19 protein-coding genes and 1 pseudogene are annotated in these 24,244 nt (G+C 65.6%); 9 read left to right on the forward strand and 11 right to left on the reverse strand.

The annotated features are described in order from the left end of the window. Positions 1 to 208: 208 nt before the first annotated feature. The 4 genes from hflK (AB3X95_RS09125) (at position 209) to AB3X95_RS09140 (ending at position 6,242) form a co-directional block, all read left to right on the forward strand. Entirely contained in the window at positions 209 to 2,104 is a 1,896-nt protein-coding gene (hflK, locus tag AB3X95_RS09125; protein WP_368621127.1) for a protease modulator HflK, read from the forward strand. 93 nt (positions 2,105 to 2,197) lie between these two features. Then, entirely contained in the window at positions 2,198 to 3,238 is a 1,041-nt protein-coding gene (hflC, locus tag AB3X95_RS09130) for a protease modulator HflC (RefSeq protein WP_368621128.1), read from the forward strand. Then, the gene (gene hflK / locus AB3X95_RS09135; protein ID WP_368621129.1) at positions 3,235 to 4,278 is read left to right on the forward strand and encodes a protease modulator HflK; all 1,044 of its coding nucleotides are present in this window, start codon (positions 3,235 to 3,237) and stop codon (positions 4,276 to 4,278) included. Before hflC ends, hflK (AB3X95_RS09135) begins: the two co-directional genes overlap by 4 nt. After that, complete coding sequence (locus tag AB3X95_RS09140) at positions 4,275 to 6,242, forward strand: heavy metal translocating P-type ATPase (protein WP_368621130.1); 1,968 nt, start codon at positions 4,275 to 4,277, stop codon at positions 6,240 to 6,242. The genes hflK (AB3X95_RS09135) and AB3X95_RS09140 overlap by 4 nt, the downstream gene beginning before the upstream one ends. Before the next feature lie 79 nt (positions 6,243 to 6,321). On the opposite strand, the gene AB3X95_RS09145 is transcribed toward AB3X95_RS09140, so the two are convergent. From AB3X95_RS09145 to AB3X95_RS09170, 6 genes are all read right to left on the reverse strand, one after another. Then, complete coding sequence (locus tag AB3X95_RS09145; RefSeq protein ID WP_368621131.1) at positions 6,322 to 7,008, reverse strand: aspartate/glutamate racemase family protein; 687 nt, start codon at positions 7,006 to 7,008, stop codon at positions 6,322 to 6,324. 56 nt (positions 7,009 to 7,064) lie between these two features. Beyond that, positions 7,065 to 8,390 (reverse strand): NAD(P)/FAD-dependent oxidoreductase, encoded by a 1,326-nt coding sequence (locus AB3X95_RS09150; RefSeq protein ID WP_368621132.1) that lies wholly within the window; start codon positions 8,388 to 8,390, stop codon positions 7,065 to 7,067. A 559-nt stretch (positions 8,391 to 8,949) separates the two neighbouring features. Beyond that, positions 8,950 to 10,407 carry an aldehyde dehydrogenase family protein gene (locus AB3X95_RS09155; protein WP_368621133.1) on the reverse strand — a complete coding sequence of 486 codons (1,458 nt, stop codon included), beginning with the start codon at positions 10,405 to 10,407 and terminating at the stop codon, positions 8,950 to 8,952. Continuing rightward, positions 10,404 to 11,681: an NAD(P)/FAD-dependent oxidoreductase gene (locus tag AB3X95_RS09160; protein ID WP_368621134.1), complete on the reverse strand. Its 1,278-nt coding sequence runs from the start codon at positions 11,679 to 11,681 to the stop codon at positions 10,404 to 10,406. The genes AB3X95_RS09155 and AB3X95_RS09160 overlap by 4 nt, the downstream gene beginning before the upstream one ends. A gap of 41 nt (positions 11,682 to 11,722) precedes the next feature. Continuing rightward, entirely contained in the window at positions 11,723 to 11,857 is a 135-nt protein-coding gene (locus AB3X95_RS09165; RefSeq protein ID WP_255215183.1) for a hypothetical protein, read from the reverse strand. Positions 11,858 to 11,935: 78 nt separating this feature from the next. Further along, on the reverse strand, positions 11,936 to 12,787 hold the full coding sequence (locus tag AB3X95_RS09170) for a GNAT family N-acetyltransferase (protein WP_368621135.1): 852 nt from the start codon (positions 12,785 to 12,787) through the stop codon (positions 11,936 to 11,938). Between the two features lie 355 nt (positions 12,788 to 13,142). Between AB3X95_RS09170 and AB3X95_RS09175 the strand changes: the two genes are divergently transcribed. Both AB3X95_RS09175 and AB3X95_RS09180 read left to right on the forward strand, forming a co-directional pair. Then, positions 13,143 to 14,084, forward strand: coding sequence for a LysR substrate-binding domain-containing protein (locus AB3X95_RS09175; protein WP_368621136.1), 942 nt, complete (start codon positions 13,143 to 13,145; stop codon positions 14,082 to 14,084). A 6-nt stretch (positions 14,085 to 14,090) separates the two neighbouring features. Further along, a pseudogene (locus AB3X95_RS09180) lies at positions 14,091 to 14,450 on the forward strand (fumarylacetoacetate hydrolase); the annotation flags it as partial. A 44-nt stretch (positions 14,451 to 14,494) separates the two neighbouring features. Here the strand turns inward: AB3X95_RS09180 and AB3X95_RS09185 are convergent. Beyond that, positions 14,495 to 15,880 carry an MFS transporter gene (locus AB3X95_RS09185; RefSeq protein WP_368621137.1) on the reverse strand — a complete coding sequence of 462 codons (1,386 nt, stop codon included), beginning with the start codon at positions 15,878 to 15,880 and terminating at the stop codon, positions 14,495 to 14,497. Between the two features lie 89 nt (positions 15,881 to 15,969). Beyond that, the gene (locus tag AB3X95_RS09190) at positions 15,970 to 17,136 is read right to left on the reverse strand and encodes a Xaa-Pro peptidase family protein (RefSeq protein WP_176122126.1); all 1,167 of its coding nucleotides are present in this window, start codon (positions 17,134 to 17,136) and stop codon (positions 15,970 to 15,972) included. Between the two features lie 186 nt (positions 17,137 to 17,322). On the opposite strand from AB3X95_RS09190, the gene AB3X95_RS09195 reads away from it, so the two are divergent. Next, the gene (locus AB3X95_RS09195) at positions 17,323 to 18,318 is read left to right on the forward strand and encodes a LysR substrate-binding domain-containing protein (RefSeq protein WP_368621138.1); all 996 of its coding nucleotides are present in this window, start codon (positions 17,323 to 17,325) and stop codon (positions 18,316 to 18,318) included. Positions 18,319 to 18,443: 125 nt separating this feature from the next. Here AB3X95_RS09195 and AB3X95_RS09200 read toward each other — a convergent pair whose 3' ends face one another. Genes AB3X95_RS09200 through AB3X95_RS09210 form a run of 3 tightly spaced genes read right to left on the reverse strand, consistent with a single transcriptional unit; the run spans position 18,444 to position 21,863 of the window. Further along, the gene (locus AB3X95_RS09200) at positions 18,444 to 19,466 is read right to left on the reverse strand and encodes an XdhC family protein (RefSeq protein ID WP_368621139.1); all 1,023 of its coding nucleotides are present in this window, start codon (positions 19,464 to 19,466) and stop codon (positions 18,444 to 18,446) included. 19 nt (positions 19,467 to 19,485) lie between these two features. Beyond that, positions 19,486 to 20,925: an aldehyde dehydrogenase family protein gene (locus AB3X95_RS09205; protein WP_368621140.1), complete on the reverse strand. Its 1,440-nt coding sequence runs from the start codon at positions 20,923 to 20,925 to the stop codon at positions 19,486 to 19,488. After that, positions 20,922 to 21,863 (reverse strand): LysR family transcriptional regulator, encoded by a 942-nt coding sequence (locus AB3X95_RS09210; protein WP_176122122.1) that lies wholly within the window; start codon positions 21,861 to 21,863, stop codon positions 20,922 to 20,924. The genes AB3X95_RS09205 and AB3X95_RS09210 overlap by 4 nt, the downstream gene beginning before the upstream one ends. A gap of 279 nt (positions 21,864 to 22,142) precedes the next feature. Between AB3X95_RS09210 and AB3X95_RS09215 the strand changes: the two genes are divergently transcribed. Both AB3X95_RS09215 and AB3X95_RS09220 read left to right on the forward strand, forming a co-directional pair. Then, positions 22,143 to 23,636: a UbiD family decarboxylase gene (locus AB3X95_RS09215; protein ID WP_368621141.1), complete on the forward strand. Its 1,494-nt coding sequence runs from the start codon at positions 22,143 to 22,145 to the stop codon at positions 23,634 to 23,636. Next, positions 23,629 to 24,243: a UbiX family flavin prenyltransferase gene (locus AB3X95_RS09220; RefSeq protein ID WP_013093433.1), complete on the forward strand. Its 615-nt coding sequence runs from the start codon at positions 23,629 to 23,631 to the stop codon at positions 24,241 to 24,243. Before AB3X95_RS09215 ends, AB3X95_RS09220 begins: the two co-directional genes overlap by 8 nt. Position 24,244 lies beyond the last annotated feature (1 nt).

A 24,244-nucleotide genomic window follows, 5' to 3' on the forward strand; every position in this document is an offset into this window, starting at 1 on the left:
GCAGCGCCGGTCTGGACGACCGGGACCCTGCCAGAACCTCACATAAGGGTTAACGGCAATGCCGCAGCATTCTTCAGATCTATTGTTCACGGATACCTCCACTCGCGTCGCTCACCTTGAGTTTCATCATCCGTCGCGCTACATTGCCGCTCGCAGCATTCCGCACGGACTCCTGCGCACTCTGTAACTCGTACGTAAGGAAGCTCCGATGGGGCAACAGGCGGAAGGCAACGACGACACTCCCTGCAGCCCGGCCGGCCGCGACGCGTTCGCGCCAGTCGCAGGGGCCGCCGGGTTGCTGGTCGCCGCGCTCGGCACGCTGAGCGCCGCCGACTTCCTGCCCGTAGACCTGCGCTGGTGCGCGCCGCTCGCCAGCGCATGGTGCAACGTGCTCGTCGTCGCGATCGGCGTGCTGCTCGCCGATCGTGCACGCCGCCATCCGCCGCAGGGTTCGGCGTCCGGCCTGCTCAAGAACTGGCTGCGCAGCGCATTCAGCCGCAAGCAGGAGGCGGAGCAAGTCGACAATCCGTGGCCGGCGATCGCCGCCGCGATCGACTGGCGGCCGTGGGCCGTCACCGCCGGCGGTGCGTTCTCCGTCGCGCTTGCCGCGCTCGCGTGGCAGCCGCCCTCACCCGCGATGCTGGTTCGCGCAATGGCTGCGCCCGAACCCACGCTCGCGGCCGCTGCGGCCTGCATCGTCCTCGCCTTTCTTACACTGGTCGCCGAACGCCATCATGCGGCGGCCGCCAGCGGTTCGGCGGTATCCGCGTCGCTCACCCGGGTGTTGCGTGTCGCGCTCGTCACCGCGCTCGCGGGTGCGCTGGCCGCCGCATGGTTCGCATTCCGGCACGTCACGGCCGATTGGCTCGTGCAAGCGGTCGCGCTGCTCAATGCAGCCGTCGCCGCCGAACTGGCTCTGCGCGGCGGGCTGTCGTGGTTTGCAGTGCCGCGCGGCGCCGTCGTGCCGACCAGCGCGATCGCCGGACTGCTGAGCCGGCGCCCGTCGCCGTTCGCGTCGCTCGGCGCCGAACTGCGCCATCGGTACGGCGTCGATCTGCGGCAGAGCTGGGGCTGGCGCAGCTTCGTGCGGCTGCTGCCGGGCGCGCTGGCCGCCACCGTTGCGTGCGCGTGGCTGCTCACCGCCGTCGTCGTGCTGAATCCGGAGCAGCGCGCGGTATATGAACGGTTCGGCGCGCCGGTCGCGGTCTGGCAGCCGGGCCTGCACGTCGGTTTGCCCTGGCCGTTCGGGCGCGCGCGCATCGTCGACAACGGCGCGGTGCACCAGGTCGCGATCGCGGGCAGCGCGAATGACGGTAGCGCCGATACGACGTCGGTGCGAGCCGATGGCCCGACGCCCGAACGCCTCGACCGTCTGTGGGATGTGCCGCATCCGTGGGAAACCACCCAGGTGATCGCCGGCGCAAACGGCGACCGCCAGAACTTCCAGGTCGTCAACGCCGACGTCCGGGTCGACTACCGGCTCGGGCTGACCGATGCGGACGCGCGCGCGGCGCTCTATCGCACGATCGACCCGGAAAGCACGGTGCGCACGAGCGCCAATCGCGAACTCGTGCACTACCTCGCGTCGCATACGCTCGAATCGCTGCTGGAAACCAATCAGGCCGCGATGGCCGCTCAGTTGAAGCGCGCGATCCAGCAACAGCTCGACCTGCTGCAAAGCGGCGTCGACGTGATCGCGGTCGTGATCGAGAGCGTGCACCCGCCGACCGGTGCGGCCGCCGCTTTCCACGACGTGCAGGCCGCGCAGATTCGCGCGCAGGGCAGCGTCGCGCAGGCACGCGGCTTCGCGGCCGGCCTGCTCGGCAACGCGCAGCAGCAGGGCCTCGAACGGGTCGCGCAGGCCGAAGCGCAGGCCGGCGATACGGTGTCGTCGGCGCGCGTGCAGCAGATCGATTTTGACGCCGACCTCGTCTCGTACCGGCTCGGCGGCCCCGCGTTTCCGTTCGAGTATTACCTCGACCGGCTGCAACGCGGCCTGCGCAACGCGCGCATGACGATCATCGACGACCGGCTTGCCGACGGCACGCGGGCGACCGTCGATCTTCGCAGTACTCCTGCCGGCGATCTGGCCGGCATCCATTGACATGTCGCGGCGATATCCGCACGGGCGGCGCAACACGGCGGCAGGCCGTGCCGCCGCCTCGCACGCGGACGACGCCGCACTCGGGGCGACATCGTGAGTCTGTTTCATTCGCACGCGCATGATCATGCGCACCACGGCCATGGCCACGACCACCACCACGCGCATCACGGCGCACCGCAGCCGCCCGGCGCGTTCCGCCTGCGCGTCTCCATCGCGCTGCTGTGTGTGCTGGTCGCGCTCGCGGTTGCGAGTTTGGTGCAGGTGCGCGCCGGCGAGGCATCGGTCGTCACGCGCTCCGGGCGGCCCGTGCGGGTGCTGCTCGAACCCGGGCTCGCGTGGCGCCTGCCTGCGCCGATCGATGCGGTGACGCCCGTCGACCTGCGCCTGCACACCACGTCGAGCGGCCTGCAGGACGTCGGTACCCGCGACGGGCTACGCATCATCGTCGAGGCCTACGTCGCGTGGCGCGTGCCAGCCGATGCGAGCGACATCGGGCGCTTCATGCGCACGGTCGGCAACGAGCCGGACGAAGCAGCGCGGCAGATCCGCTCGCTCGTCGGCTCCGCGCTGCAAACGACGTCCGCCGGATACGATCTGGCGTCGCTCGTGAACACCGATCCGGCCCAAGTGAAGATCGGTGAATTCGAAGATGCGCTGCGCCGACAGATCGACGCGCAGCTTTATGCGGCTTACGGGGTGCGCGTTGCCCAGGTCGGACTCGAACGGCTCACGCTGCCGGCCGCCACGCTTGCCGCGACGGTCGACCGGATGAGCGCCGAACGCGAGACCGTGGCCGCGCAGCGTACCGCGGACGGCAATCGCGAGGCCGCGCAGATCCGCTCGGACGCCGAGCGCGACGCGCGCATCGCGCTGGCCGATGCGAACGTGAAAGCGGCCGGCATCGAAGCGCAGTCGCGCAAGGACGCGGCCGACATCTACGGCAAGAGCTATGCGGGCAACCCGCGCCTGTACACGATGCTGCGTTCGCTCGACACGCTGAACGCGGTGGTCGGCACCAATACGAACCTGATCCTGCGCACCGACGCCGCGCCGTTCCGCATGCTCGTGCAGGGCCCGACCGACGGGTCGGGGCAGGCGCCGCCGGCACCCAAAGCGCACAAGGCCGCGCGATGAGCGAGCCGTCCGCACCGCCGCTCGGTCCGGGCGCGCAGGCCGTGCGCCTGTCGTTCTGGTTCATCGCCGCGCTCGCGGTGCTCGCCGCAGGCACATGGGCCGGCTCGAACATCCGGCGGATTCCGGCGGACAGCCGCGCGGTCGTAATGCGTTTCGGCGCGCTCGTGCGCACCCAGGACGCCGGGCTCGTGATCGCGTGGCCGCAGCCGTTCGAATCGGTCCTGCTCGTGCCGGGCGCCGCGCGCGTGCTCGAGCAGCGGATCCGCTCGCTCGAGCGCGATCCGCGGGCGCTCGCGCCATCCGCGCAGGGTGTCGCGCGATTGCCCGACGCGTTGGCCGGTTCAGGCTACGTGCTGACCGGCGACGGCGGCGCGGTCGCGTTGAGCGCGGTGCTCTATTACCGGGTCAGCGATCCGTACGCGTATGTGCTGCAGCAGGACCGTCTCGATTTGGCGCTCGAGCGGATCGTGTCCGCGTCGGCCGTCGAGGTCGCGGCGACCCGCGATCTCGACGCGATCCTGGTCGCGCGGCCCGAGCAACTGGCCGCCGACCGGCAGATGGCCGCGCGTCGCGAACGGTTGCGCGGCGATCTCGCCGACGCGATCGCGCGGCACCTGCGCGCACTCGACGCGGCGCACGCGGGGCTCGGCGTCGAAGTTGCGCGCGTCGACGTGCAGCCCGCGTTTCCCGGCGCGGCGGCCGACGCGTTCAACGCGGTGCTGACGTCGCTGCAGGTCGTCGAGCGCACCATCGCCGAAGCACGCACCGCAGCCGAACAGCGGCGCCAGGACGCGCAGCAGGATGCGGACCGGATCGTGCAGGACGCGCAGGCCCACGCGGCTGAACGCGTCGCGACCGCGCAGACCGACACGCTCGAAATCCGGCAACTCGCTAAAACGCTCCGCGAGAAGGGCGATCCGGGGCTGCTGGCACGGCTGTATCGCGATCGCGTGCAGCGCGTGCTGTCGAAAGCCGGGCGCGTGACGACGATCGATCCGCACGACACCTCGAACCTGATCCTGCCCGGAAACGCCCGATGAATTCGCTCGCCGAACCGGCCACGCAGCCGGACGCCGCTCCCGCACGTACGACGGCCTACGCGCTGTCCTCCGACGAACGCCGCACCATCACGGGGCAGATCGCGCTGGCGCTGCTCGCAGGCGGCCTGCTCGTGCTGTCGTTCGCGTGGCGCATGCTGTCGGGCGGCGGAGAAACGCTCGCGCAACTCCTCGCCGCGCTCGCATCGCTGATCGTAGCGGGGCCGGTGTTCGCGAGTGCGTGGCACAGCCTGCGTGTGCCGAGCCTGCACGGCGTGACCGATCGCCTGATCGCGCTCGCGATGCTGGCCGCGTGGGCGATCGGCGACATGACGACGGCCGCGCTGCTGCCGATCGTGATGACGTTCGGCCATGCGCTCGAAGAGCGCAGCGTGCTGGGCTCGCAGGAAGCCATCCGCGCGCTCGGCCGGCTGACGGCCGGCCGTGTGCGCCGCATCGGCGCCGACGGCAGTGTGGTCGAAGTCGCGTACGACGCGTTGCGCGCGGGCGACCGCATCGAAGTGGTGGCCGGCGCCCGCATTCCGGTCGACGGCATCGTGGTGGCGGGCACGTCGAGCGTCGACAACGGGCCGATCACCGGCGAATCCGTGCCGCACGACATCGATGCGGGCAGCGCCGTGTATGGCGGCGCACTGAATCTCGACGGCGTGCTCCGCATCGAAGTCACTCACACCGGCAAGGATTCGACGCTCGGCAAGATCATCGCGCTGATGCAGCATGCGGAGCAGGCGAAACCGCCCGTCACGCAGGTCCTCGAGCGGCACATGGGCGCGTATCTCGCGCTCGTCCTGCTGATCGCGGCGATCGTCTGGTTCACGTCCGCGAATGCATCGGCGATGCTCGCGGTCATCGTGGCGGCGTGCCCGTGCGCGCTGGTGCTCGCCGCGCCGTCCACGGCCATTGCCGGGATCGCGGTCGGCGCGCGGCACGGCATCCTGTTTCGCAATGCCGCGTTCCTCGACAAGATCGCCGAGGTCGATTCGCTCGTGATCGACAAGACGGGCACGCTCACCTGCGGGGAATTGCAGGTCCGGCAGGTGTGGCTACAGCCCGGTGTCGACGCCGCGCAGGCGCGTGCGCTGGCCGCGCGGCTCGGCGAAAGCAGCGCGCATCCGGCGAGCCGCGCGCTCGTCCGTGATGCCGCCGCGTCCGGCCTCACGGGCGCCGCTGTTGCGCCGTTCGAACGCACGCGGGAATTGCGCGGGCTCGGCGTCGTCGCCGACACGCCGGCCGGTACGGCGATACTCGGCCGGCCCGCACTGCTGGCCGACCATGCCGGTGACTTGCCCCCGGCCCCTGACGGTTTCGACGGGCCGCTCGTCGGACTCGTGCTCGGCGGGCGGCTGCTCGCATGGTTCGGTTTTGCCGACACGCTGCGGCCCGACGCGCGCGAAGCGCTCGCCGAGTTGCGGACGCTGGGCCTCGCGCGGCAGACGCTGCTGACGGGCGACCTCGAGCGCGTCGCCGGCAAAGTCGCGGCCGAGACGGGTATCGAGACGGTGGTCGCGCAGGCGCTGCCGCACGACAAGCTCGATTACGTGATGCGCGAGATCGGCGCGGGCCTGCATCCGCTCGTCGTCGGCGACGGGCTGAACGACGTGCTGGCGATCAAGGCCGGCTCGACGAGCATCGCGATGGGCGAGCGCGGCGTCGACATTGCGATCGCGTCGGCCGATATCGTGTTGCTGGGCGACGATCTGCGGCGGATTCCGACCTGCATCCGCCTCGGCCGGCAATGCCGGCGCACGGCGACGACCAATGCGGCGATCGGCCTCGCGTGGACGCTCGCGGTGATCGCGCTCGCCGCGACCGGCATGCTCGGCGCAGTGTGGGCCGCGATCCTGCACAACGTCGGCACGTTCATCGTGATCGCCAACGCGGGCCGTCTGCTGCGGATCGACGATTCCCCTGGCTCGGCGTCGCGCCAGCTACTCAGTCGGGTCTGAATATTTCGAAGAGCCGCGCGCAAGAAGGGTTTAAAGCGGAAAGTGGTTGATGCGATCCGCGCCCCTGTCACGCTGCCAATCATCTGTTCTGGTTGGGCGCGCTTACCTTAGGCAAGTTATCGAGCGCGCGTTTCAAAGCAGCGACACCGCTACGCAGGCTAGATAACACGGGAACGCGCACGCCCTCCAACTGCGGCACGAGCCGCGCCATTGAGACCTGCGCCAGTACGATCACGCCGACCTGTGCTGCAAGGGCCGAGATTGTGCTCTTTACAATTTCGTCATGGCGCGCACCGTCCCCGCTTAAGAGGGCCTCGAAGGCGCCTTCGGCAATCCGTTCGGTCACTTCGACGGCGCGCCGCAATTCTCCGGCCTTCTTTTTAACGAGGCGAACGGTGGGCTCCAGCGTAGTCGGCAGAGTCGCGATCACCCCAATATGAGAACCGATGGAGCAAGCCTCTTCTGCCATCGCCTCGTCGATTTTCACGATCGGAATGCTAATCAAGTTGCGCACCGAGTCAGCAGCTTCGCCGACGGACGAACAGGCGTTGAGGATGATGTCGACGCGCATCGCCTGCGCATTGGACATGTAGGAATGAATTCGACTTGCGACTTCCGGAGTCACATGGCCGGCGGCACGAACGTCATCGAGCAAGCTGTCATCGACGATGTTGATCACTCGCGCATTAGGAATCAGCTCGCTGATTTGCTCCTTGATCGGCTGGACCGATACTGGTCCTGTGTGAACCACGGCGATGGTTGTCATAGTCAGATTCGAGTCCTAAACGTCATTAATTAGAGGTCAGATCGCTCAGGTGTAGTCTAGAAATCGGCGACCTTACCCCAGGAGGAATTGGCGAATCGGCCAGGTCGATACGGTATAGGGTCAACGATCGGTTCAACACCGCTGGCAAGGTCCGCGATCAAGTGCCCCGCGCCGGGCGCGATGCCAAAGCCGTGGCCCGAAAAACCCGCTGCCAGGATTAATCCGGGCACACCCGGCAACTCGCCAATACCCGGCACGCCGTCGGGCGTGCTGTCGACGAAACCGGCCCACGCGTGCGTGATGTTGGCTTTGCGAAGCTCGGGCAGCAGTTCGACGGCGCGGCGGTGGGTTTCGGTGACCGTCGCCCGATCAGGCTTGGGATCCAGGATGCGTACGCGCTCCATGGGTGTCGGCGCATCGAGCCGCCACCGCTGCAGCGTTTCATGGCCACCCCGGACTCCCTCCAGGCCGCCCGGCAGGAGGCTGCGCCAGCGCTTGGCGAACATGGGCAGGAACTGCGGGGCAAATCGTAGGAACTGTGGCGTCACATCCACCCGCGCGCGACCACTGATGGCCAATGCATAGCGTCCGTCGTTGCGGCGGGTCACAGATACGCCAGAGGTGAACAAAGCGTCCGGCAAGCGATGTTCGACAGGGGACACGCTCAGGATGGACTGGCGGATCGACGCCTGAGGAAAACGGACGCCCAACTGGCGGCAGAACGCGGATGCCCATGCGCCACCTGCGAGCACGACTGTGTGCGTCTTGATGACGCCGGCTTCCGTCACGACGCCGCAGACCCGCCCGCCCTCCAGTTCAATGCCGCGCGCCGCGCAGTGTTGAATGACACTACCCCCGAGCTTCATGAGTGCGGTTGCCACGGCGGGCGCGGCTTTCGCTGGATCCGCCGTGCCGTCGCTGGGCGAGAAGACGCCGCCTTGCCAAGGACGGCCCGTCGCCTTTCCGCGCTCGGCGGCTTGGCGGCTATCGAGCATGTAGGTCGTCACTCCCGCCGTCTTTGCGAATTCGCCCCAACTGGCCCAACGAGCGAGCTCGGCGTCGTCATTGCTCAGATACAGCAGCCCGCAGCGATGAAAGCCCGTATCTTCGCCGGACTCGATGGCAAATCGCTCCCAGAGATCAAGGCTTTTGCTTGCCATCGGCAATTCGCGTGCGTCGCGATTCTGCTGCCGGCACCAGCCCCAATTGCGGCTCGATTGTTCGGCGCCGATCCTTCCCTTCTCGACGAGAGCAACAGACACGCCGCGCCGGGCTAAATAGTAGGCGGTAAACACGCCGATGATGCCGCCTCCGATCACGACCACATCGGCACCGGCCGGTAACGCCGGTGGGGATTGGATAACGTTCAACGGAGGGGACATGGCTGACCTCGATCGCTTGAAGTTCCGAACGCCGCCCTGCGGAAAGAGGTTGAAAGTGGTGCACCGTCGGCACGGTGCAGCACAAAAGCCGCGGTCATCTTTGCTCCTGCGCATTGCGCACATATCGACTGAAAGAAGGGAATGCAGTATTGAGCTGCTGGCCACGCGGGCCTCGAGGCATATGATCAATTAGGAATTCAATGTACTCGCCCATCGAAGTCGATCATGGAAGAGTCGTCTCGTTGAAAATCTAGTTAAACGGCTGAAGTCCAAGCCTCTCCACTACGCCTCCCTTTTCGATATTTAACCAGTGTAAAAAGTCTCGCGGTCACTGATTTGAGCAGTAAAAAAACACAATCCAGTTGTCCTGAAATCCCTAACAGCACATCCTGCGGGCGAATCTCGCGGACGACGGCTCTCGCCGGACTCGAAATCTGTATCCCGCCTGGCCGGAACAGCAACGTGCCGCCTCAGGCGACGTCGACGGGGCGCTCATCCATGCATTTCGGGTGGTGCGCTCGCTCTCCGCCGTGCATGCGGCACCACCTTATGCAAGCCTTCACGCGTAGTACCCGAGGATCGACTTGATCTCCAGAAACTCTTCCATCCCTTCGACGCCATACTCGCGACCGTTGCCCGATTGCTTGTAGCCGCCGAACGGTGCCTGCGGATCCCACGCCGGATAGTTTAAATGCACCTGTCCCGACGCGATCCGTGCGGCCACCGCGCGCACCGTGTCGAGGTCGGTGCCCTGCACGTGCGCGCCGAGTCCGTAGACCGTGTCGTTGGCGATCTCGACTGCTTCGTCGATGCTGTCGTACGCGAGCATCGCCAACACCGGGCCGAAGATTTCCTCGCGCGCGATCGCCATGTCGGAGCGCACCGCCGAGAAGATCGTCGGCTGCGCGAACCAGCCGCGCGAGAACCCCGCGGGCCGACCCGGGCCGCCGACCAGCAGCTTGGCGCTTTCGTCGATCCCCGTCGCGATCATCGTCTGCACGCGCTCGTACTGCGCGCGATTCGCGAGCGGACCGTGGGTCGTCGTCTCGACGAATGGGTCACCGACCACCATCGCGTCGACGGCCGCGACCGCGAGCTGTTCCGCCTGCGGCAGCAGCGCGCGCGGCACGATCAGCCGCGTCGGCGCACTGCACGATTGCCCCATGTTGCGGAACGCGGCGGCGACGCCGAGCGATACCGCGCGCGACAGATCCGCATCCGGCAACACCACGTTCGGCGACTTGCCGCCGAGTTCCTGCGCGACGCGCTTGACGGTCGGCGCGGCTGCCTGAGCGACCAGCACGCCGGCGCGCGTCGATCCCGTGATAGACACCATATCGATCTGCCGATGCGCGGCGAGCCGCTCGCCGACCTCCGGCCCCGTGCCACTGACAAGATTGAACACGCCGGGCGGCAGCCCGGCGGCCTCGACAACCTCGGCGAACAGCAGCGCACTGAGCGGCGACAGCTCGCTCGGCTTGAGCACGATCGTGCAGCCGGCCGCGAGCGCCGGGCCGACCTTCGCGGTGATCTGGTAGATCGGCCAGTTCCACGGCGTGATCAGCGCGCACACGCCGATCGGCTCGCGCACGATCGCGGTCGTGCCGCGCTGCACACGAAACGGATACGACGCGAGGTTGTCGCGGGCGACGCGTAGATGCTCCGCGGCGAAGGGCACATGCGCGTTGCGCGCATAGGTGATCGGCGCGCCCATCTCGGTAGTCAGCGCCTGCGCGAAAGTTTCCGCGCGTTCGCGCATCAGCGTGTGCAGGCGGTCGAGATAGCCGGCGCGCTCTTGCGGCGAAGTCGCCGACCAGCGTACGAACGCGGCGCGCGCGGCCTGCACCGCGCGCTCGACGTCGTGCGCGTCACCGAGCGGCAACTCGACCAACGTCTCGCCAGTCGACGGACACACGAGCGGCGCACGCAACGTGCTGGCAGGCTGCGTCCATTCGCCGTTGATGTAGATCTGCTCCAGATGCCCGGAGCTCTTTAGATGATCGAGCGGGGAAGTCATTGGGTTGCGTCCTTGAAGCGATACCAGGCGCCGACAATCGGCAGAAACCACGGTTTGCCGAAGTGGCCGGGAATCGCCGGCCACGAGAAATCCTTCCACGGGTTCAGGTCGGTGCCGCCATCCATGATGTCGGCCATGCGCGTGCCCATCAGCGTCGACATTTGCGTGCCGTGGCCGCTGTAGCCCATCGAGTAGTACACGCCGTCGCGCTGCCCGGCGCGCGGCAGCCGGTTCTTCGTCATATCGACCATGCCGCCCCAGCAATAGTCGATCCGCGTCTCCGCCAGTTCCGGGAACACGCTAGCCAGTTGCTCTCGCAGGATCTTTCCGCTTTTTTCGTCAACGCGCGGATTCGACACCGCGAACTGCGCGCGGCCGCCGAACAGCAGGCGATCGTCCGGCGTGGTACGGAAGAAGTTGACGAAGTTTTTCGTGTCGGTCGCCATCCGCCGGCGCGGCAGCAGCCGGTCGAGCTGTTCGACGGACAGCGGCTCGGTGACGATCAGGAATGCGCCGACCGGCACGATGCGCCGCCGGATCCAGCCGAACGGGCCGACCTGCGAGATGCCGCTCGCGAGCAATACCTGCTTGCAGCGGATCTCGCCGCGCGGCGTGCCGATCCGGTACAGGCCGTCCGGCTCGCGGCGCAGCGCGAGCACGGGGGTCTGTTCCAGAATATGCGCGCCGCGCGCCTCGGCGGCGCGCGCGAGTCCGCGCACATAGCGCCCCACGTGCATACCCGCGCTCTTGCCGAAGATCAGGCCGCCGTGATACCGGTCCGAGCCGATCTCGTCGCGCAGTTCCGCGCGTGTGACGATGCGCGTGTCGGGATCGATGTTCGCCGCCAGCAGCGCCTGGCTGCGCACCAGCTTGTCGAAATGCTCGGGTTTTGCAGCAAGTTTGAGCTTGCCGCTACGCGCGAAATCGCAGTCAATCGATTCTTCCCGCACGAGCCGCTCGACCGTGTCGACGCCGGCGTCGAACGCGCGATAGATGTCATTCGCGCGCTCGGTCCCGATCAGTTGCGACATCGTTGCATAGTCCTGCGCGAAGCCGTTGTTGCACATGCCGCCGTTGCGGCCAGAGGCCGCTTGGCCGACCGTTCCCGCTTCGCAGACGACCACGCTCGCACCCTTCTTCGCGAGCGCAAGCGCGGCGGCCGTGCCGGTGATGCCGCCGCCGACCACGACCACGTCGCACGAATCGAGCGGCAGTCCCGTCGACTTGCCGACGAACGGCTCCGAGGTATCCAGCCAGTAAGAGGTAAATTGCATCAGGTTTACCTTGCTTTCGATCGGTCGAGGCCGGCGCAGCTTTAAAGACCTACGACACCGGCCAGACCGGAGATATCGCGGATCTCGATGTTGTCATAGAGCGGATTGGCTGGCTCGTGCGCGCGATTGACGAACAGCTTGTTCGCGACGATTGACGCCGCGGTTCTCTTTTGCATCTTTAGTCATGCGCAGTCTCCTCGATAATGCAATGTATCGCACGGTCTGGCGCCACTCCCGCACCGACACAGGATCGATCAGAACATCGCCTGAGTGATCAGACCGTACCAACGCACATCGGCGTCTGGCAGTCCGCTGTGCTCATCAGCCGGTGCGTTGCGCACCATCTTGACGACGGAGTCAACACACGGCAGTCCCTGCGCGGCGAGCCAGTCATTGATGTCCGATTCGCCCGGACCGACCGGTACGTCGACGCGGATATATTCATTCTCGCGGCCCTTCAGCCAGCATGCGATCAGCGCCTTCGCGTTGAGATCTCCAGGCGAAGCGGATGCCACCACCGGCCCGATCACGTAACCGCGGCCAAACAGACGGAATACCGAGAAGCCGATAATCGAACCGTTCTGTTCGAGTACCGCGCAGGAGCCGACCCGAAACAACGCAGCCAGCATCGCCTGCCGCTCGAGACCGGTTGCCCGCGTAGCCAGCGCGGCCAGTTGCGCGAGGTCTTCGTGCTGCGCGTCGCGCAGGTGGATGCCGTGCGGCAGGGTGACCGGCACCGTCTCGGTGACACGGCCCTGGTGTTGTTTCAGCATCCCGCAGACGCTGAAACCGAGCTTCTCGTACAGCGGCTTTCCTTCAGGCGTCGCATGCAGGAACGTCACGCGCGAACCGACTTCTTCGATCAGCATCTCCATCAGCTTGCGTCCGATGCCGCGCCCCTGATGAGCATCGGACACGATCACGAGCCCGAGCGATGCGCGCTTTGTGCCGTGCTTCCAGCACAAGCCCGTGCCGATGACCGCTCCGTCCAGCTCGGCGACGAAACCAGTGCCGGCATCCAGCGCGAATTGCCAGTCTTCAAGACGATGCGGCCACGACACCGCTAGCGACATCTTCTGCGCTGTCGCGATGTCTGCTGATGTCATTGGCCGATAGATCGGAAACGCAGTTGAACCAATCGGATTGGATGTCGCAATCATGTTCACATTCATACGGTTACCTTACCGATGGTCGGCCCGGCGCTAGCCCGTTATCAGCCGTGCGAGGCAAGCGGTAACGCCACTGTCATACCGATTATCCTTGAACAAAAATAAATTTTTATTAATTGAAAACTAACACGTCATTAAATAAAATTTAATGCTCAGAGCTCACGTCTAGACCGATCATTGAGCATTTGTAACCCGGGAGCCTGACGAGCTAACGCCCTCCGCTCCCGACGACACCCATGCGGTCTTTTTGGCGTGTTTAATATCCATTGAACTTTTGATTAACGGCCATTTAATGATCGAACTAGACGACATGCGGCTGTTCCGAGCATTGGGCGGTTCGCGCTCGCTCGCAGCCGCCGCACGCCTTCTGAACCTGACGCCGCCCGCCGTGTCAGTCCGTCTGCAACGGCTGGAGGAACGCCTGGGTATGCATCTCGCGATCCGCGAAGCTCGTGGTGTGACGCTGACCGACGAGGGCCTGAAACTGCTTGACGAATCCATGGAGTTACTCGAGAGGGTCGAATCGATCGCGACTCGCATCGCCGAGCAGTCGGGAAGCGTCAGCGGCCACCTGCGAATCGTGGCGCCGTTCGGATTTGGTCGCGCACATGTCGCGCCGTTGGTGCGCAAACTCCATCTCGCCCATCCCAATCTTGGCGTATCCCTGGTATTGGCCGAAAGCCCTCTGTCTGCATCCTCGGGGGCCGACGTCGTAATATCGATCGGGGCAGCCAAATCCTCTTCCTGGGTCGGTCATTTCCTCGCGCCAAACGAACGCTTTTTGTGCGCGAGCCCCGAGTTCGCCAAACGGATCGACAGGATGGATCATCCGACGGACCTTCAACGCTACGCATATCTGACGCTTCGAGAAAACGATGAGGATGTGACCCGGCTTCGCTTCATGCCAGTCGGCGATACCCACAAGCCCGGCGCGAAAGGCATCACGGTCCGGCTGTCCGGTTTGCTGTCATCGAACGACGGCACCGTGGTCAGCGACTGGGCATCCGCGGGGCTCGGTATCATCGAGCGGTCTGAATGGAGTGCTGCGGGGCTGATCGCCGCTGGCAAGCTGATTCGCCTGCTTCCTGGCTGGCGGCTGGAGCCCGCCCCGATCCTCGCACTCCTGCCGTCACGAAACGCTGTGACGAATCGTCAGCGGCTCTTTCTCGAGGCAGCGAAACGTGCCTTCGATCCGGCACCCTGGCGCCAGCCAGCACGATTCAATCCGGTTTAACGAGGCAACAACGGCTCATGCGCGATCGGTCCTTTTATCCGCTTGTTCGATGATCGCTTCACGATGGACTCGGTGCGGGCGGCCAGCGTGTCGCTGAGGATAGAAGGCGCGGACGACGGATTCATTCTCGAAGGCGTGAGCCACATGCGCGAGATCAGCCGTGACCCGGAGGAACTCGTCGCCCAGACCGCCGGCCCACATCACCAGTATCCCGACGGCTTCATGGTATTTCTCGGCACGATGTTCTCCCCGATTAAAGACCGGCATGCTCCGGGCAGTGGCTTCACGCATCACCTCGGACACAAGGTGACTATTGCAACGCCGGAGCTCGGCGCACTGGTCAACACCGTGCAGTCGTCAACCGAAAATGACCAGGTCCTGGACGGCACGGCAACCGGATCGATTTGCACTCACCGCGCCAGAGGATGCGGCGAGTGCGCGGACGCACGCGCGCCCGGCGCCGCGGCCGCCTCATCTCCCGGCTCCGCGGACAGATCGCGCTTGAAAGTCTCTGCGAGGAAAAACGCGCACGCGAGGCTCAGCAATCCTGTCGCCGCGATATAGATCGAAATGGGCAGCGTCTGGCCAAACGTCGCGAACAGATAGGTGGCGATCAATGGCGTCGGTCCCGACGTGATGATGCCGGCGATCTGATACGGCAGCGAAGCACCTGTATAACGCACCCGGGTCCCGAACAGTTCCGCGAACCACGTCGATTGCACGCCGTACACCGACGCCTGGCTCAACGCGATGCCGCAGACGTACGCCACGAAAATCAAAGTCGGATTGCGTGTCTCGAGCAACGGGAAGAACGCGAATCCATAGATTGCCACGAATACCGCGCCGAGCATGAAGACGGTCCGGCGTCCAATCGCGTCCGACAGCTTGCCGAACAGCGGCAGCGTGAACAGCGCAACCCCGCAGCCCACAATGATGGCGTTCAGCAGCAGTCCGCGCGACAAGCCGAGCCGCGTCGTTCCGTACACCAGCACGAACACGTTGATCACGTTGAAGGTGATGTCGACCGCGAAGCGCGTGCCGATCGTCAGCACGAGGTCTTTCGGATGCCGGCGCAGCAATTCGATCAGCGGCGCTTTCACGACCTGCTTGCTCGCCTTGATCTGTTCGAATACCGGCGACTCCATGACGCGCAGGCGGATGAACAGGCCGATCGCGATCAGCGCGACGCTCAGCAGGAACGGCAGGCGCCATCCCCAAGAATAGAACGCCTCCGACGGCAGACTCGAGACGGCTTTGAACACGGCGGTCGAGAGCATCAATCCGAGCGGCACGCCCAATTGCGGGAACGCGCCGAAGAAACCACGTTTTCTGGCCGGTGCCGTTTCGACCACCATCAGCACCGCGCCGCCCCATTCGCCGCCGACGCCGAGCCCTTGCAGGAAGCGCATCGCGACCAGCAGCATCGGCGCCCAGACGCCAATCGAGGCGTAAGTCGGCAGCAGGCCGATCACGAAGGTGCCGACGCCCATGATCGTCAGCGTCGCGACGAGCGTCGCCTTACGTCCGATGCGATCGCCGAAGTGCCCGAAAAACACGGCGCCGAAGGGCCGGGCGAGATAGCCGATCGCAAAACTTCCGAACGCCGCGATGGTGCCGACCATCGGATCGAACGAGGGAAAGAACAGCTTGGCGAAGACCAGCGCCGAAGCGGTGGCATAGAGAAAAAAGTCGTACCACTCGATGGCGGTCCCGACCACCGAGGCGACCAGCACACGGTTGACGGCCGACCGGCTGATAACCGGCGCGTTGCCGGATGAAATGGGCGATGTTTTCACGTCTCCTCCCTTCTCTGGGAATCTATGTTTTGAACTGCTGCGTGTCGGCGGCGCGGGGCCGCCCGCACGTTACGATCAGTTCACTGTACTCACCAGTGCAGTTCCATCGGGAAATGGTCGAGCGTTTCGACGCCGCCCGAGGTCAACCGCACGATACGTTCCGTGCGCAGGCCGCCGACGTTCGGCACCGTGATCGTCGCCTTCAGCGTAAAGACCATGTTTTCCTGCAGCACGGTCCTGTTGCCCGGCCCGATCCACGGCGCTTCTTCTTCCGGGTCCATGCCGGTGCCGTGACCGGTGCCATGGCCGCGCGCTTCGCTCGAGTATTGCTCGTAGTTCGACTTCACCAGCGCCTGCTGGATCACCGCGTTCAACTCCATGGCCGCCATGCCGGGACGCGCGGCGGCGAGCCCCGCTTCGACCGCGCGCGCCGCTGCCGCGACGATCGCCATCTTCTCTGGATTCGCCGGACCGTAGGTAAAGCCGCGTCCGCCGTCGGCCACGTACCCACGATAACGCGCACCGATGTCGGTCATGATGAGGTCGCCCGGTTGCAGGATGCGGTCGGTGGGGCGCGCCAGGTTATACGCCGAGCGCGGACCGGATTGCACCATCGAATCGAACGCGGTCCGGTCCGCGCCTCCCGCGAGCATCGCGCGGTCGGCGATTAAAGCGAGTTCGCGCTCGGTGTAGGGACGGCCGTCGGCGAGCGCGTCGCGAATCGCGGCCATCGCCGAATCGGTCAAGGCCGCGGCTTTGCGCATCAGCGCGACCTCGGGCTCGCTCTTGATCGCCTTGATTTCGGCCAGCACCATCGTCGCTTCGAGCTTCAGTTCGCCGAGACCGGCGTTCAGGCGCTGCAACAGGTCCGCGGGGATATAGGCGGCGCCAGCGAGGCCGACCGTGCCGCTGCGGTGCCGCGCAGAAAAGGCCTGCACCTGTTGCGTGACTTCACGCAGACTGCGCACCTCGAAGGCGGTCACGCTCGTCGCGTAATCGAAGCATTGATCCGACACGAACAGCACGGGGTCGCCGTCCACCGGCAGCAGCAGGATCGCATTGGCAATATCCGATACGCCGTCGAGCGGGCGGAACTCGGTGAAGTAGCCGATGTTCGCGCCACGCCAGCAATCGCCGAATGCAAGCAGGCCGACCAGGCCCGCCTTGTCGAGCGCGCTGCGGACCTTGGCGACGCGGCCGAGGAATTCGTCGGTGGTGATGCCTTCCGGCGGGATGTCTGCAGTACGAGTGTTCATTACCTCTTCGCCTCCTGTGCGGCTGCCTGCGCGGATGCTGGATGCAGCCGGTCTCGATGCCCATGATGGGAAACCGCCCGCCTTGAAATGCAGGGCGACTGCTGCATAGTAGGATTGTTCGATATGCTTTTATAATGAAAAATAACGCAAGATCTATATCAATACGGAATACGTGGAGGCGACATCGTGAGCTCGGCACTTCATCCGGACGACGGCGCGGGGGCCATCGCGCCGGGCCGCTTCGACCCCACGCGCCTGAAGACGCGCCAATTGGCCCTGATCGTTCAGCTCGACACCCATCGCTCGGTATTGCGCGCGGCGGACGCCGCGCACATGACCCAACCCGGGGCGACCAAGTTGCTGCGGGAACTGGAAGAGACGATGGGTGTGCCATTGTTCGAACGCCATCCGCGCGGTGTCGAGCCCACCTGGTACGGCGAGGTGCTGATCCGCCATGCCCGCAGCGTGCTGGCCGAGTTGCGGCACGCGTACGACGAAGTGTCCGCGCTCAAAGCCGGCCTGACCGGGCAGGCGATGATCGGCACCGAGGTCACGGCGGCCACCAACGTCGTTCCGCAAGCGGTGGCACTGCTCAAGAAGCGCTTTCCGCAGATTCGCGTCAGCATCGAGATGGAGTTCAGCGAGGTGCTGGTACAGCGTCTGCAGGAAGGCAAACTGGATATGATCGTCGCGCGAATCCGCAATCCGGACGATCTGGCGGAACTGCACTACGCCCCGCTCGCAGAAGCTCAGCACGCGCTGTTCGCGCGCGTTGGCCATCCGCTCGCCAGGCGTAAGGCTCTCAGTTGGAACGAACTGGCGCCGCAAACGTGGATCCTGCCGCCGAAGGGCAACGTGATGCGTAATCAGTTCACACAACTTTTTCTCGAACGGCGGCTCGCGTTGCCAACGGATGTGGTCGAGAGCTCATCGCTGCCTGTCATCACGAGTCTGCTGCAGATCAGCGATATGATCGCGCCGCTTGCGCGCGAGCCGGTGCGGCCGTATTGCATTGCCGGCGCGCTCGAACCGTTGCCGTTCGAGCTCGATCTGAAGCTCGGGCCGGCGGGCATCGTCACACGGCGCGGGGACAGGCTCTCACCGGGTGCGCGGGCGATGCTGCAAGCGCTGCGCGAGGCTGCCGGATTCGATACCGGAGCCCCCGGCGCCGACAACGACTGACTAACCTCGACGGGACTCAGCGCAGGCCGTCCACGGCGAAGGTGCGCGTGGCGGTGGATTTCCTGCGCCAGCAGTTGAGCGATGGACCGCTCGCCTTACGGCGCCTGTGGTGAAATCGGTTCCGCTTACAAGGCGTCACAGCCCACCGCGTTGCCCGCCATCTCCCGGACCGCCTTGGCGCCTTCGACCCGCAGCAGTTCCGGCAACGACACGCCGTTTTTCGCGGCCGTCAATTCGGCCAGTATCGACAGGGCGATCTCCGGCGGCGTCCGGCTGCCGATGTAGATGCCCACCGGTCCGTGCAGGCGCGCGACTTCTTCATCGGTGAGATCGAACTCCTTCAAACGCTTGCGCCGCGCCGCGTTATTGCGACGCGAACCGAGCGCACCCACGTAGAACGCAGGCGTTTTCAGCGCTTCCATCAGCGCGAGATCGTCGAGCTTCGGATCGTGCGTCAGCGCGATCACCGCAGAGCGTTCGTCGAGCTTCATGTCCATCACGGTGTCGTCGGGCATGGCGCGAACGAGGGTCGTGCCGGGCACGTTCCACTCGTTCGTATATTCCTCGCGCGGATCGCATACCGTCACCTGATAATCGAGCCCCACCGCGATGCTGCACAGATAGCGCGACAACTGTCCCGCGCCGATCACCAGCATCCGGTAACGGGGCCCATGGATGCTCAGCAGCGTCGTCCCGTCGAACAGAAGGCCGTCCGTCGCCTGCGCGGGTTCGAGGCGCGCAGCCCCCGTCGCCATGTCGAGCGTGCGCGCGACGAGCCTGCCTGCCTCCACCGCTGCACACAGCCCGGCGATACCGCTCGCGAGCGTCAACGGCTCCAGCACGAGCTGAATGGTGCCGCCGCAAGGCAGGCCGAAGCGATGCGCCTCCTGCGCGCTGATGCCGTACTTCAGCACCTGCGGACTTTCCTGTTCGATGCCTCCCTGCCGCACGCGATCGATCAGATCGTCTTCGATGCATCCGCCCGACACCGACCCGACCACCTGCCCATCGGCGCGCACCGCGAGCATCGCGCCCACGGGACGCGGCGACGATCCCCATGTCTTCACCACCGTCACCAGTAGCACGGGATGCCCGTCTGCCAGCCATCGCGCGCTGCTTTTCAGGACTTCGAGATCCACGCTATCCATTGACTCGCCTCCCTGCCGTTCACCGCAACGGCGCGATACCTTCCGCCACGCCGGCCGGCATGCAGATGTGCTTCAACTCGGTGAAGTCCGCCAGCGCATCATAGCCGTGCAGCCGACCCAGTCCGCTTTGGCGATACCCGCCCGTTTCGGCTTCGGCGAAAAGCTTGTTGTGGTCGTTGATCCACACCGTGCCGTTGCGCAGCGCACGCGCGACGCGCAATGCGCGCGCCCCGTCGTGCGTCCATACGCTCGCCGAGAGACCGAAGACCGTGTCGTTGGCTTTCTCGATCGCTTCCATTTCGTCCTCAAAGACCTCCAGCGTGACGAACGGGCCAAATATCTCGTCCTGGCAAAAGAACGCCTTCGGATCGCCATGCTCGACGAGCGTCGGCGACAGAAACGCGTACCCCGAGCAAGTGCCTCGCAGCAGCACACGCTCGGCCGTTCCGCACGCGCGCTCGATCGTCCGTGCCACCGCATCGCGCGTCGTGCCGTCGATGAGCGCGCCGATATCCGTCGCCGGATCGATGCCCGGTCCGACCCTCAGCGACGCAAGCGCCGACGCGAGGTGCTCGCGCATTTGCGCAGCGCGCGACGCATGAACCAGCACCCGGCGCGCCGCCGTGCATTGCTGCCCGGAGATGATCGTCGCGGCGCGCGCGAGGCGCGGCGCGATCGCCGCGACATCGGCATCGTCGAAGACGACGCAGCATGACTTGCCGCCAAGTTCGAGCGACAGCTTCTTCATGCTGTCGGCAGCGGCCGCCATGATCTTCTTGCCCGTCGCCGTCGATCCCGTGAAGCTCACCACGTCGACGCCGTGCGAATCGACGAGCCGCTGGCTGGCCGCGTATCCGCGTTCGTTGACGAGGTTCACCGCGCCTTCAGGCAACGGCGTGTGTTCGAAGCAGCGCAACATCGCGGCCGTGAGCAGCGACGTTTGCGCCGCCGGTTTGACGATCGCCGTGCAGCCGGCCGCGAGAGCGGGCGCGAGCGAGCGCACGAGCAGCACGGCGGGCGCATTCCAAGGCACGATGATCGCCGCGACGCCGGCCGCTTCGCGCAGCATCGTCGATATCGTGCCCGGTTCCGGTTCGAGCACGTGCCCGGCAATATGGCGCGCGAGCCCCGCGTAATAGCGCACCTCCGATATCGCGCCGGCAATCTCGCCGCGCGATTGCGCGATCGCCTTGCCGTTTTCGCGCGTGAGCAGCGTCGCGAGCATGTCGCGTTCGGCTTCGAGCGCCGAAGCCCAGCCGAGCAGCACGTCCTGGCGCAAGCGCGCGTCCTGCGCCCATGTCGTGCGATCGAACGCGTGGCGAGCGGCGGCGATGGCGGCATCGGCTTCGCTCGATCCGCCGTCGGCGAACCGGCCGATGGCCTCGCCCGTCGCGGGATCGATGCTGTCGATGTTGGGCGTGCCGGTCCATTCGCCGGCAATCCAGTGTCGTGCGTTCATGAAGATCGTTCCTTGATGGTGTGTGAGGGCTCATCGCCCGACAGGCTCGACACGCGGTGCAACTCGTCGCCGATGATCCCGATCAGTGCTTCCGCCGCCGCGCTCAACGGGCGGCGCGGATGATTCACGCAGACGATGTGCCGCACGATGCGAGGCGCCAGAATCGGGTACGCGCGCAATGTGCCGTGCCGCGCGGCGCGCTCGACGACGATGCGCGGCAAAATCGTCGCAAAGCGCGTGTGCTCGACGAGCTTGAGAATCGTCGAAAGCACGTCGATCTCGAAGCGCGGCGCGAGCAGCACGTCCTCGTGTTGCGCGGCGCTGTCGAGCACGCCGCGCAGGCCGTGACGTTTGGTGGGCAGCACGAGTTCCAGTTCGGGCAATTGCGCGAGTTCGATTGCATGCGGCAAGTCGGGGCCATGCGCGGCGCTGGTGGCTAGCACCATCTCTTCGTCTAGCAGCGGGCGCGAGTCGAGCGACAAGCGCGCGCGCGGCTTGTTGATGAGGGCGGCATCGAGCTGCCCGCCCGCCACCCAGTCGATGAAGGTCGCGCTGTAGCCATCGGCGACGGTAACTTCGACATCGGGGTAACGCGCGTGAAAGCGCGACAGCGAATCCGCGAGCACGCTTTCCGTCACCGATGCGATCAGCCCGATGCCGACATGCCCCGTCACCACTTCATCGCGCTGCACGAGTTGCTGCCGTGCGTGGGCAAGGTCACGCACGATCGGTAAAAACAGGCGGTACATCAGCCGTCCCGCGGCGGTCGGCGCCATGCCGTGCGCGCCGCGCTCGAACAGCTGTTGATGCAGTTCGTCCTCGAGCTTGGCGATCTGCATGCTCAGGGCCGGTTGCACGATGTTCAGCCGCTTCGCGGCACGGGTGACCGAGCCGTCCTCGAACAGTGCGATGAAGTACTGGATTTGCTTGAGATCCATGTTCCCTCAGAGCATCAGCGATGCTAATGGGGCGCGGTGACATTATCACCCTGCGTTCATCGACGGTGCAGGGCCCCTTTTGGTAGTGCGCCCTTCAGTACGGGCGTGCGTGAGCGGTCTATTGATACGTAACTGTAAGACCCCTGTCATCCGGGCTAACACCGATATAACGACGAATGATTCGTCGCATCAGTAAACAGTATTAGATGTTATGACGCGATCTCGCTACGCTTCATCCCAATGCGCTTGCTACGGTAGCGCGCAAAGATGGAGACGCTGATGAACACACGCGATGCCGCAACGCACGGCAATCCCTCATTCACCTGGGCACGAGATCACGCCGACACCGGCTCGCTGTCGCTGCGCGACTGGCTCGCGCATCTCGCGAAAACCGGCCGGGTCGCGACGATCGACAAGCCCGTCGCGCTCGAGCACGAACTCGCCGCCATTGCAAAGCGCCTCGACGGCGAACAAGCTGCGTTTTTCACGCAGCCGCGCGGACATGGGATTCCCGTCGTGAGCGGCTTCATGTCGAAGCGCGCGTGGATCGCCGAAGCGATGGGCGTCGATGAATCGGCGTTGCTCGCGCATTTTTCCGCTGCGGCCGCGGCGCCGCTCGCATCGAAACTAATTCAACGTGACGACGCGCCCTGTCAGCAGGTGGTGCATACGAGCGGCATCGATCTCCACGCGCTGCTGCCCATTCCCACGCACAGCGAACACGACAACGGCCCGTACATCACCGCCGGTCTCGTGATCGCGCGCAATCCGCGCACCGGCGTGCAGAACGTCTCGATCAACCGCATTCAGGTACACGGCCCCGATCGCATGGCGATCCTGCTGCTGCCGCGTCATCTCTACGCGTTCCATCGCGACGCGGAAGCCGCGGGCGACGCGCTCGACGTCGCCATCGCGATCGGCGTCGATCCCCTGACGATGCTCGCGTCGCAAGCGATCACGCCGATCGATCACGACGAACTCGAAATCGCGGGCGCGCTGCACGGTGCGCCGCTGCCTGTCGCGCGGTGCGTGACGAACGGCGTGCACGTGCCGGCGTTCGCGGAGATCGTCATCGAAGGGCGCATTCTGCCGAACGTGCGCGAGCCGGAAGGTCCGTTCGGCGAATTTCCGAAGTACTACAGCGCGAAGGAAGCACGCGAAGTCATCGAAGTGACGGCCGTCACGCATCGGCGCGCTCCGATCTTTCATACGATCGTGCCCGCCGAAATGGAGCATCTGCTGCTCGGCGCGATTCCGCGCGAAGCCACGTTGCTCGCGCATCTTCAGCGCAGTCATCCCGCCGTGAAAGACGTGCATCTGTCGGTGGGCGGCGTGTGCCGCTATCACCTGTGGGTGCAATTCGACAAGAAGCGCGAAGGCGAAGCGAAGAACGTCATCCTGTGCGCGTTCGGCGCGCATTACGACATCAAGCAGGTCGTCGTCGTCGATACCGATGTGAACGTGCACGATCCCGCCGAAATCGAATGGGCCATCGCGACGCGCTTCCAGGCAGACCGCGATCTCGTCGTGATAGCAGGCGCGCAAGGCTCGCCGCTCGATCCGTCGACGACGCTCGGTCAGCCCGACGATGCGCCGTCGCATCTGCAAGGCGTCAGCGCGAAGATGGGCCTCGATGCGACACGCCCCGTCGTCTACCCCGCGCATGTGTTCACCCGCGTGCGCATACCGGGGCAGGACACGGTCGACCTGCAAGCACTCGTCGCCGCCGACAACAGCGCGTTCGACGCCTATCTGTCACGCGATCATGGCTGAACGAAAGAAACGCATCGTCGTCGGCATTTCGGGCGCAAGCGGCGCGGTGATCGGCGTGCGCTTACTCGCCGCGTTGCGCCGGCTCGGCACGCACGAGACGCATCTGATCGTGTCGTCGTCGGGCGCGGTGACGGCCGCCCAGGAACTCGGCCTCGCGCGCGGGGACCTCGAAGCCGCTGCCGACGTCGTGCACAACGTGCGTGATATCGGCGCGGCCGTTGCAAGCGGTTCGTTTCTGACCGAAGGCATGGTGATCGCGCCATGCTCGATGAAAACGCTCGCGGGCGTCGCGAACGGCTTCGCGGACAACCTGCTGACGCGCGCCGCCGATGTGATGCTCAAGGAGCGCCGCCGCCTCGTGCTGGTCGCGCGCGAAACCCCGCTCAATCTCGCGCATCTGCGCAACATGACGCTCGCCACGCAAATGGGCGCGATCGTGATGCCGCCGGTGCCCGCGTTCTACGCGCATCCGCAGACTATCGACGACGTGGTCGACCACACTGTCGGGCGCATTCTCGATCTGTTCGAGATCGAGCACGACGAGATTGCGCGCCGCTGGAGCGGTCTAGCCGATGAATTCGGCGGCCGCGCCGCACGTGAGGAGTAAG

The organism is Paraburkholderia sp. BR13444, from assembly GCF_040948755.1.
Taxonomy (GTDB): Bacteria; Pseudomonadota; Gammaproteobacteria; order Burkholderiales; family Burkholderiaceae; genus Paraburkholderia; species Paraburkholderia youngii.

What these genes read in the sequence shown, in the direction of transcription:
- hflK (WP_368621127.1), top strand. Translation starts at nt 209, where the DNA reads ATGGGGCAACAGGCGGAAGGCAACGACGACACTCCCTGCAGCCCGGCC.
- hflK (WP_368621129.1), top strand. Translation starts at nt 3,235, where the DNA reads ATGAGCGAGCCGTCCGCACCGCCGCTCGGTCCGGGCGCGCAGGCCGTG.
- AB3X95_RS09140 (WP_368621130.1), top strand. Translation starts at nt 4,275, where the DNA reads ATGAATTCGCTCGCCGAACCGGCCACGCAGCCGGACGCCGCTCCCGCA.
- AB3X95_RS09145 (WP_368621131.1), bottom strand. Translation starts at nt 7,008, where the DNA reads ATGACAACCATCGCCGTGGTTCACACAGGACCAGTATCGGTCCAGCCG.
- AB3X95_RS09150 (WP_368621132.1), bottom strand. Translation starts at nt 8,390, where the DNA reads ATGTCCCCTCCGTTGAACGTTATCCAATCCCCACCGGCGTTACCGGCC.
- AB3X95_RS09155 (WP_368621133.1), bottom strand. Translation starts at nt 10,407, where the DNA reads ATGACTTCCCCGCTCGATCATCTAAAGAGCTCCGGGCATCTGGAGCAG.
- AB3X95_RS09160 (WP_368621134.1), bottom strand. Translation starts at nt 11,681, where the DNA reads ATGCAATTTACCTCTTACTGGCTGGATACCTCGGAGCCGTTCGTCGGC.
- AB3X95_RS09165 (WP_255215183.1), bottom strand. Translation starts at nt 11,857, where the DNA reads ATGCAAAAGAGAACCGCGGCGTCAATCGTCGCGAACAAGCTGTTCGTC.
- AB3X95_RS09170 (WP_368621135.1), bottom strand. Translation starts at nt 12,787, where the DNA reads ATGACATCAGCAGACATCGCGACAGCGCAGAAGATGTCGCTAGCGGTG.
- AB3X95_RS09175 (WP_368621136.1), top strand. Translation starts at nt 13,143, where the DNA reads ATGATCGAACTAGACGACATGCGGCTGTTCCGAGCATTGGGCGGTTCG.
- AB3X95_RS09190 (WP_176122126.1), bottom strand. Translation starts at nt 17,136, where the DNA reads ATGAACACTCGTACTGCAGACATCCCGCCGGAAGGCATCACCACCGAC.
- AB3X95_RS09200 (WP_368621139.1), bottom strand. Translation starts at nt 19,466, where the DNA reads ATGGATAGCGTGGATCTCGAAGTCCTGAAAAGCAGCGCGCGATGGCTG.
- AB3X95_RS09205 (WP_368621140.1), bottom strand. Translation starts at nt 20,925, where the DNA reads ATGAACGCACGACACTGGATTGCCGGCGAATGGACCGGCACGCCCAAC.
- AB3X95_RS09210 (WP_176122122.1), bottom strand. Translation starts at nt 21,863, where the DNA reads ATGGATCTCAAGCAAATCCAGTACTTCATCGCACTGTTCGAGGACGGC.
- AB3X95_RS09215 (WP_368621141.1), top strand. Translation starts at nt 22,143, where the DNA reads ATGAACACACGCGATGCCGCAACGCACGGCAATCCCTCATTCACCTGG.
- AB3X95_RS09220 (WP_013093433.1), top strand. Translation starts at nt 23,629, where the DNA reads ATGGCTGAACGAAAGAAACGCATCGTCGTCGGCATTTCGGGCGCAAGC.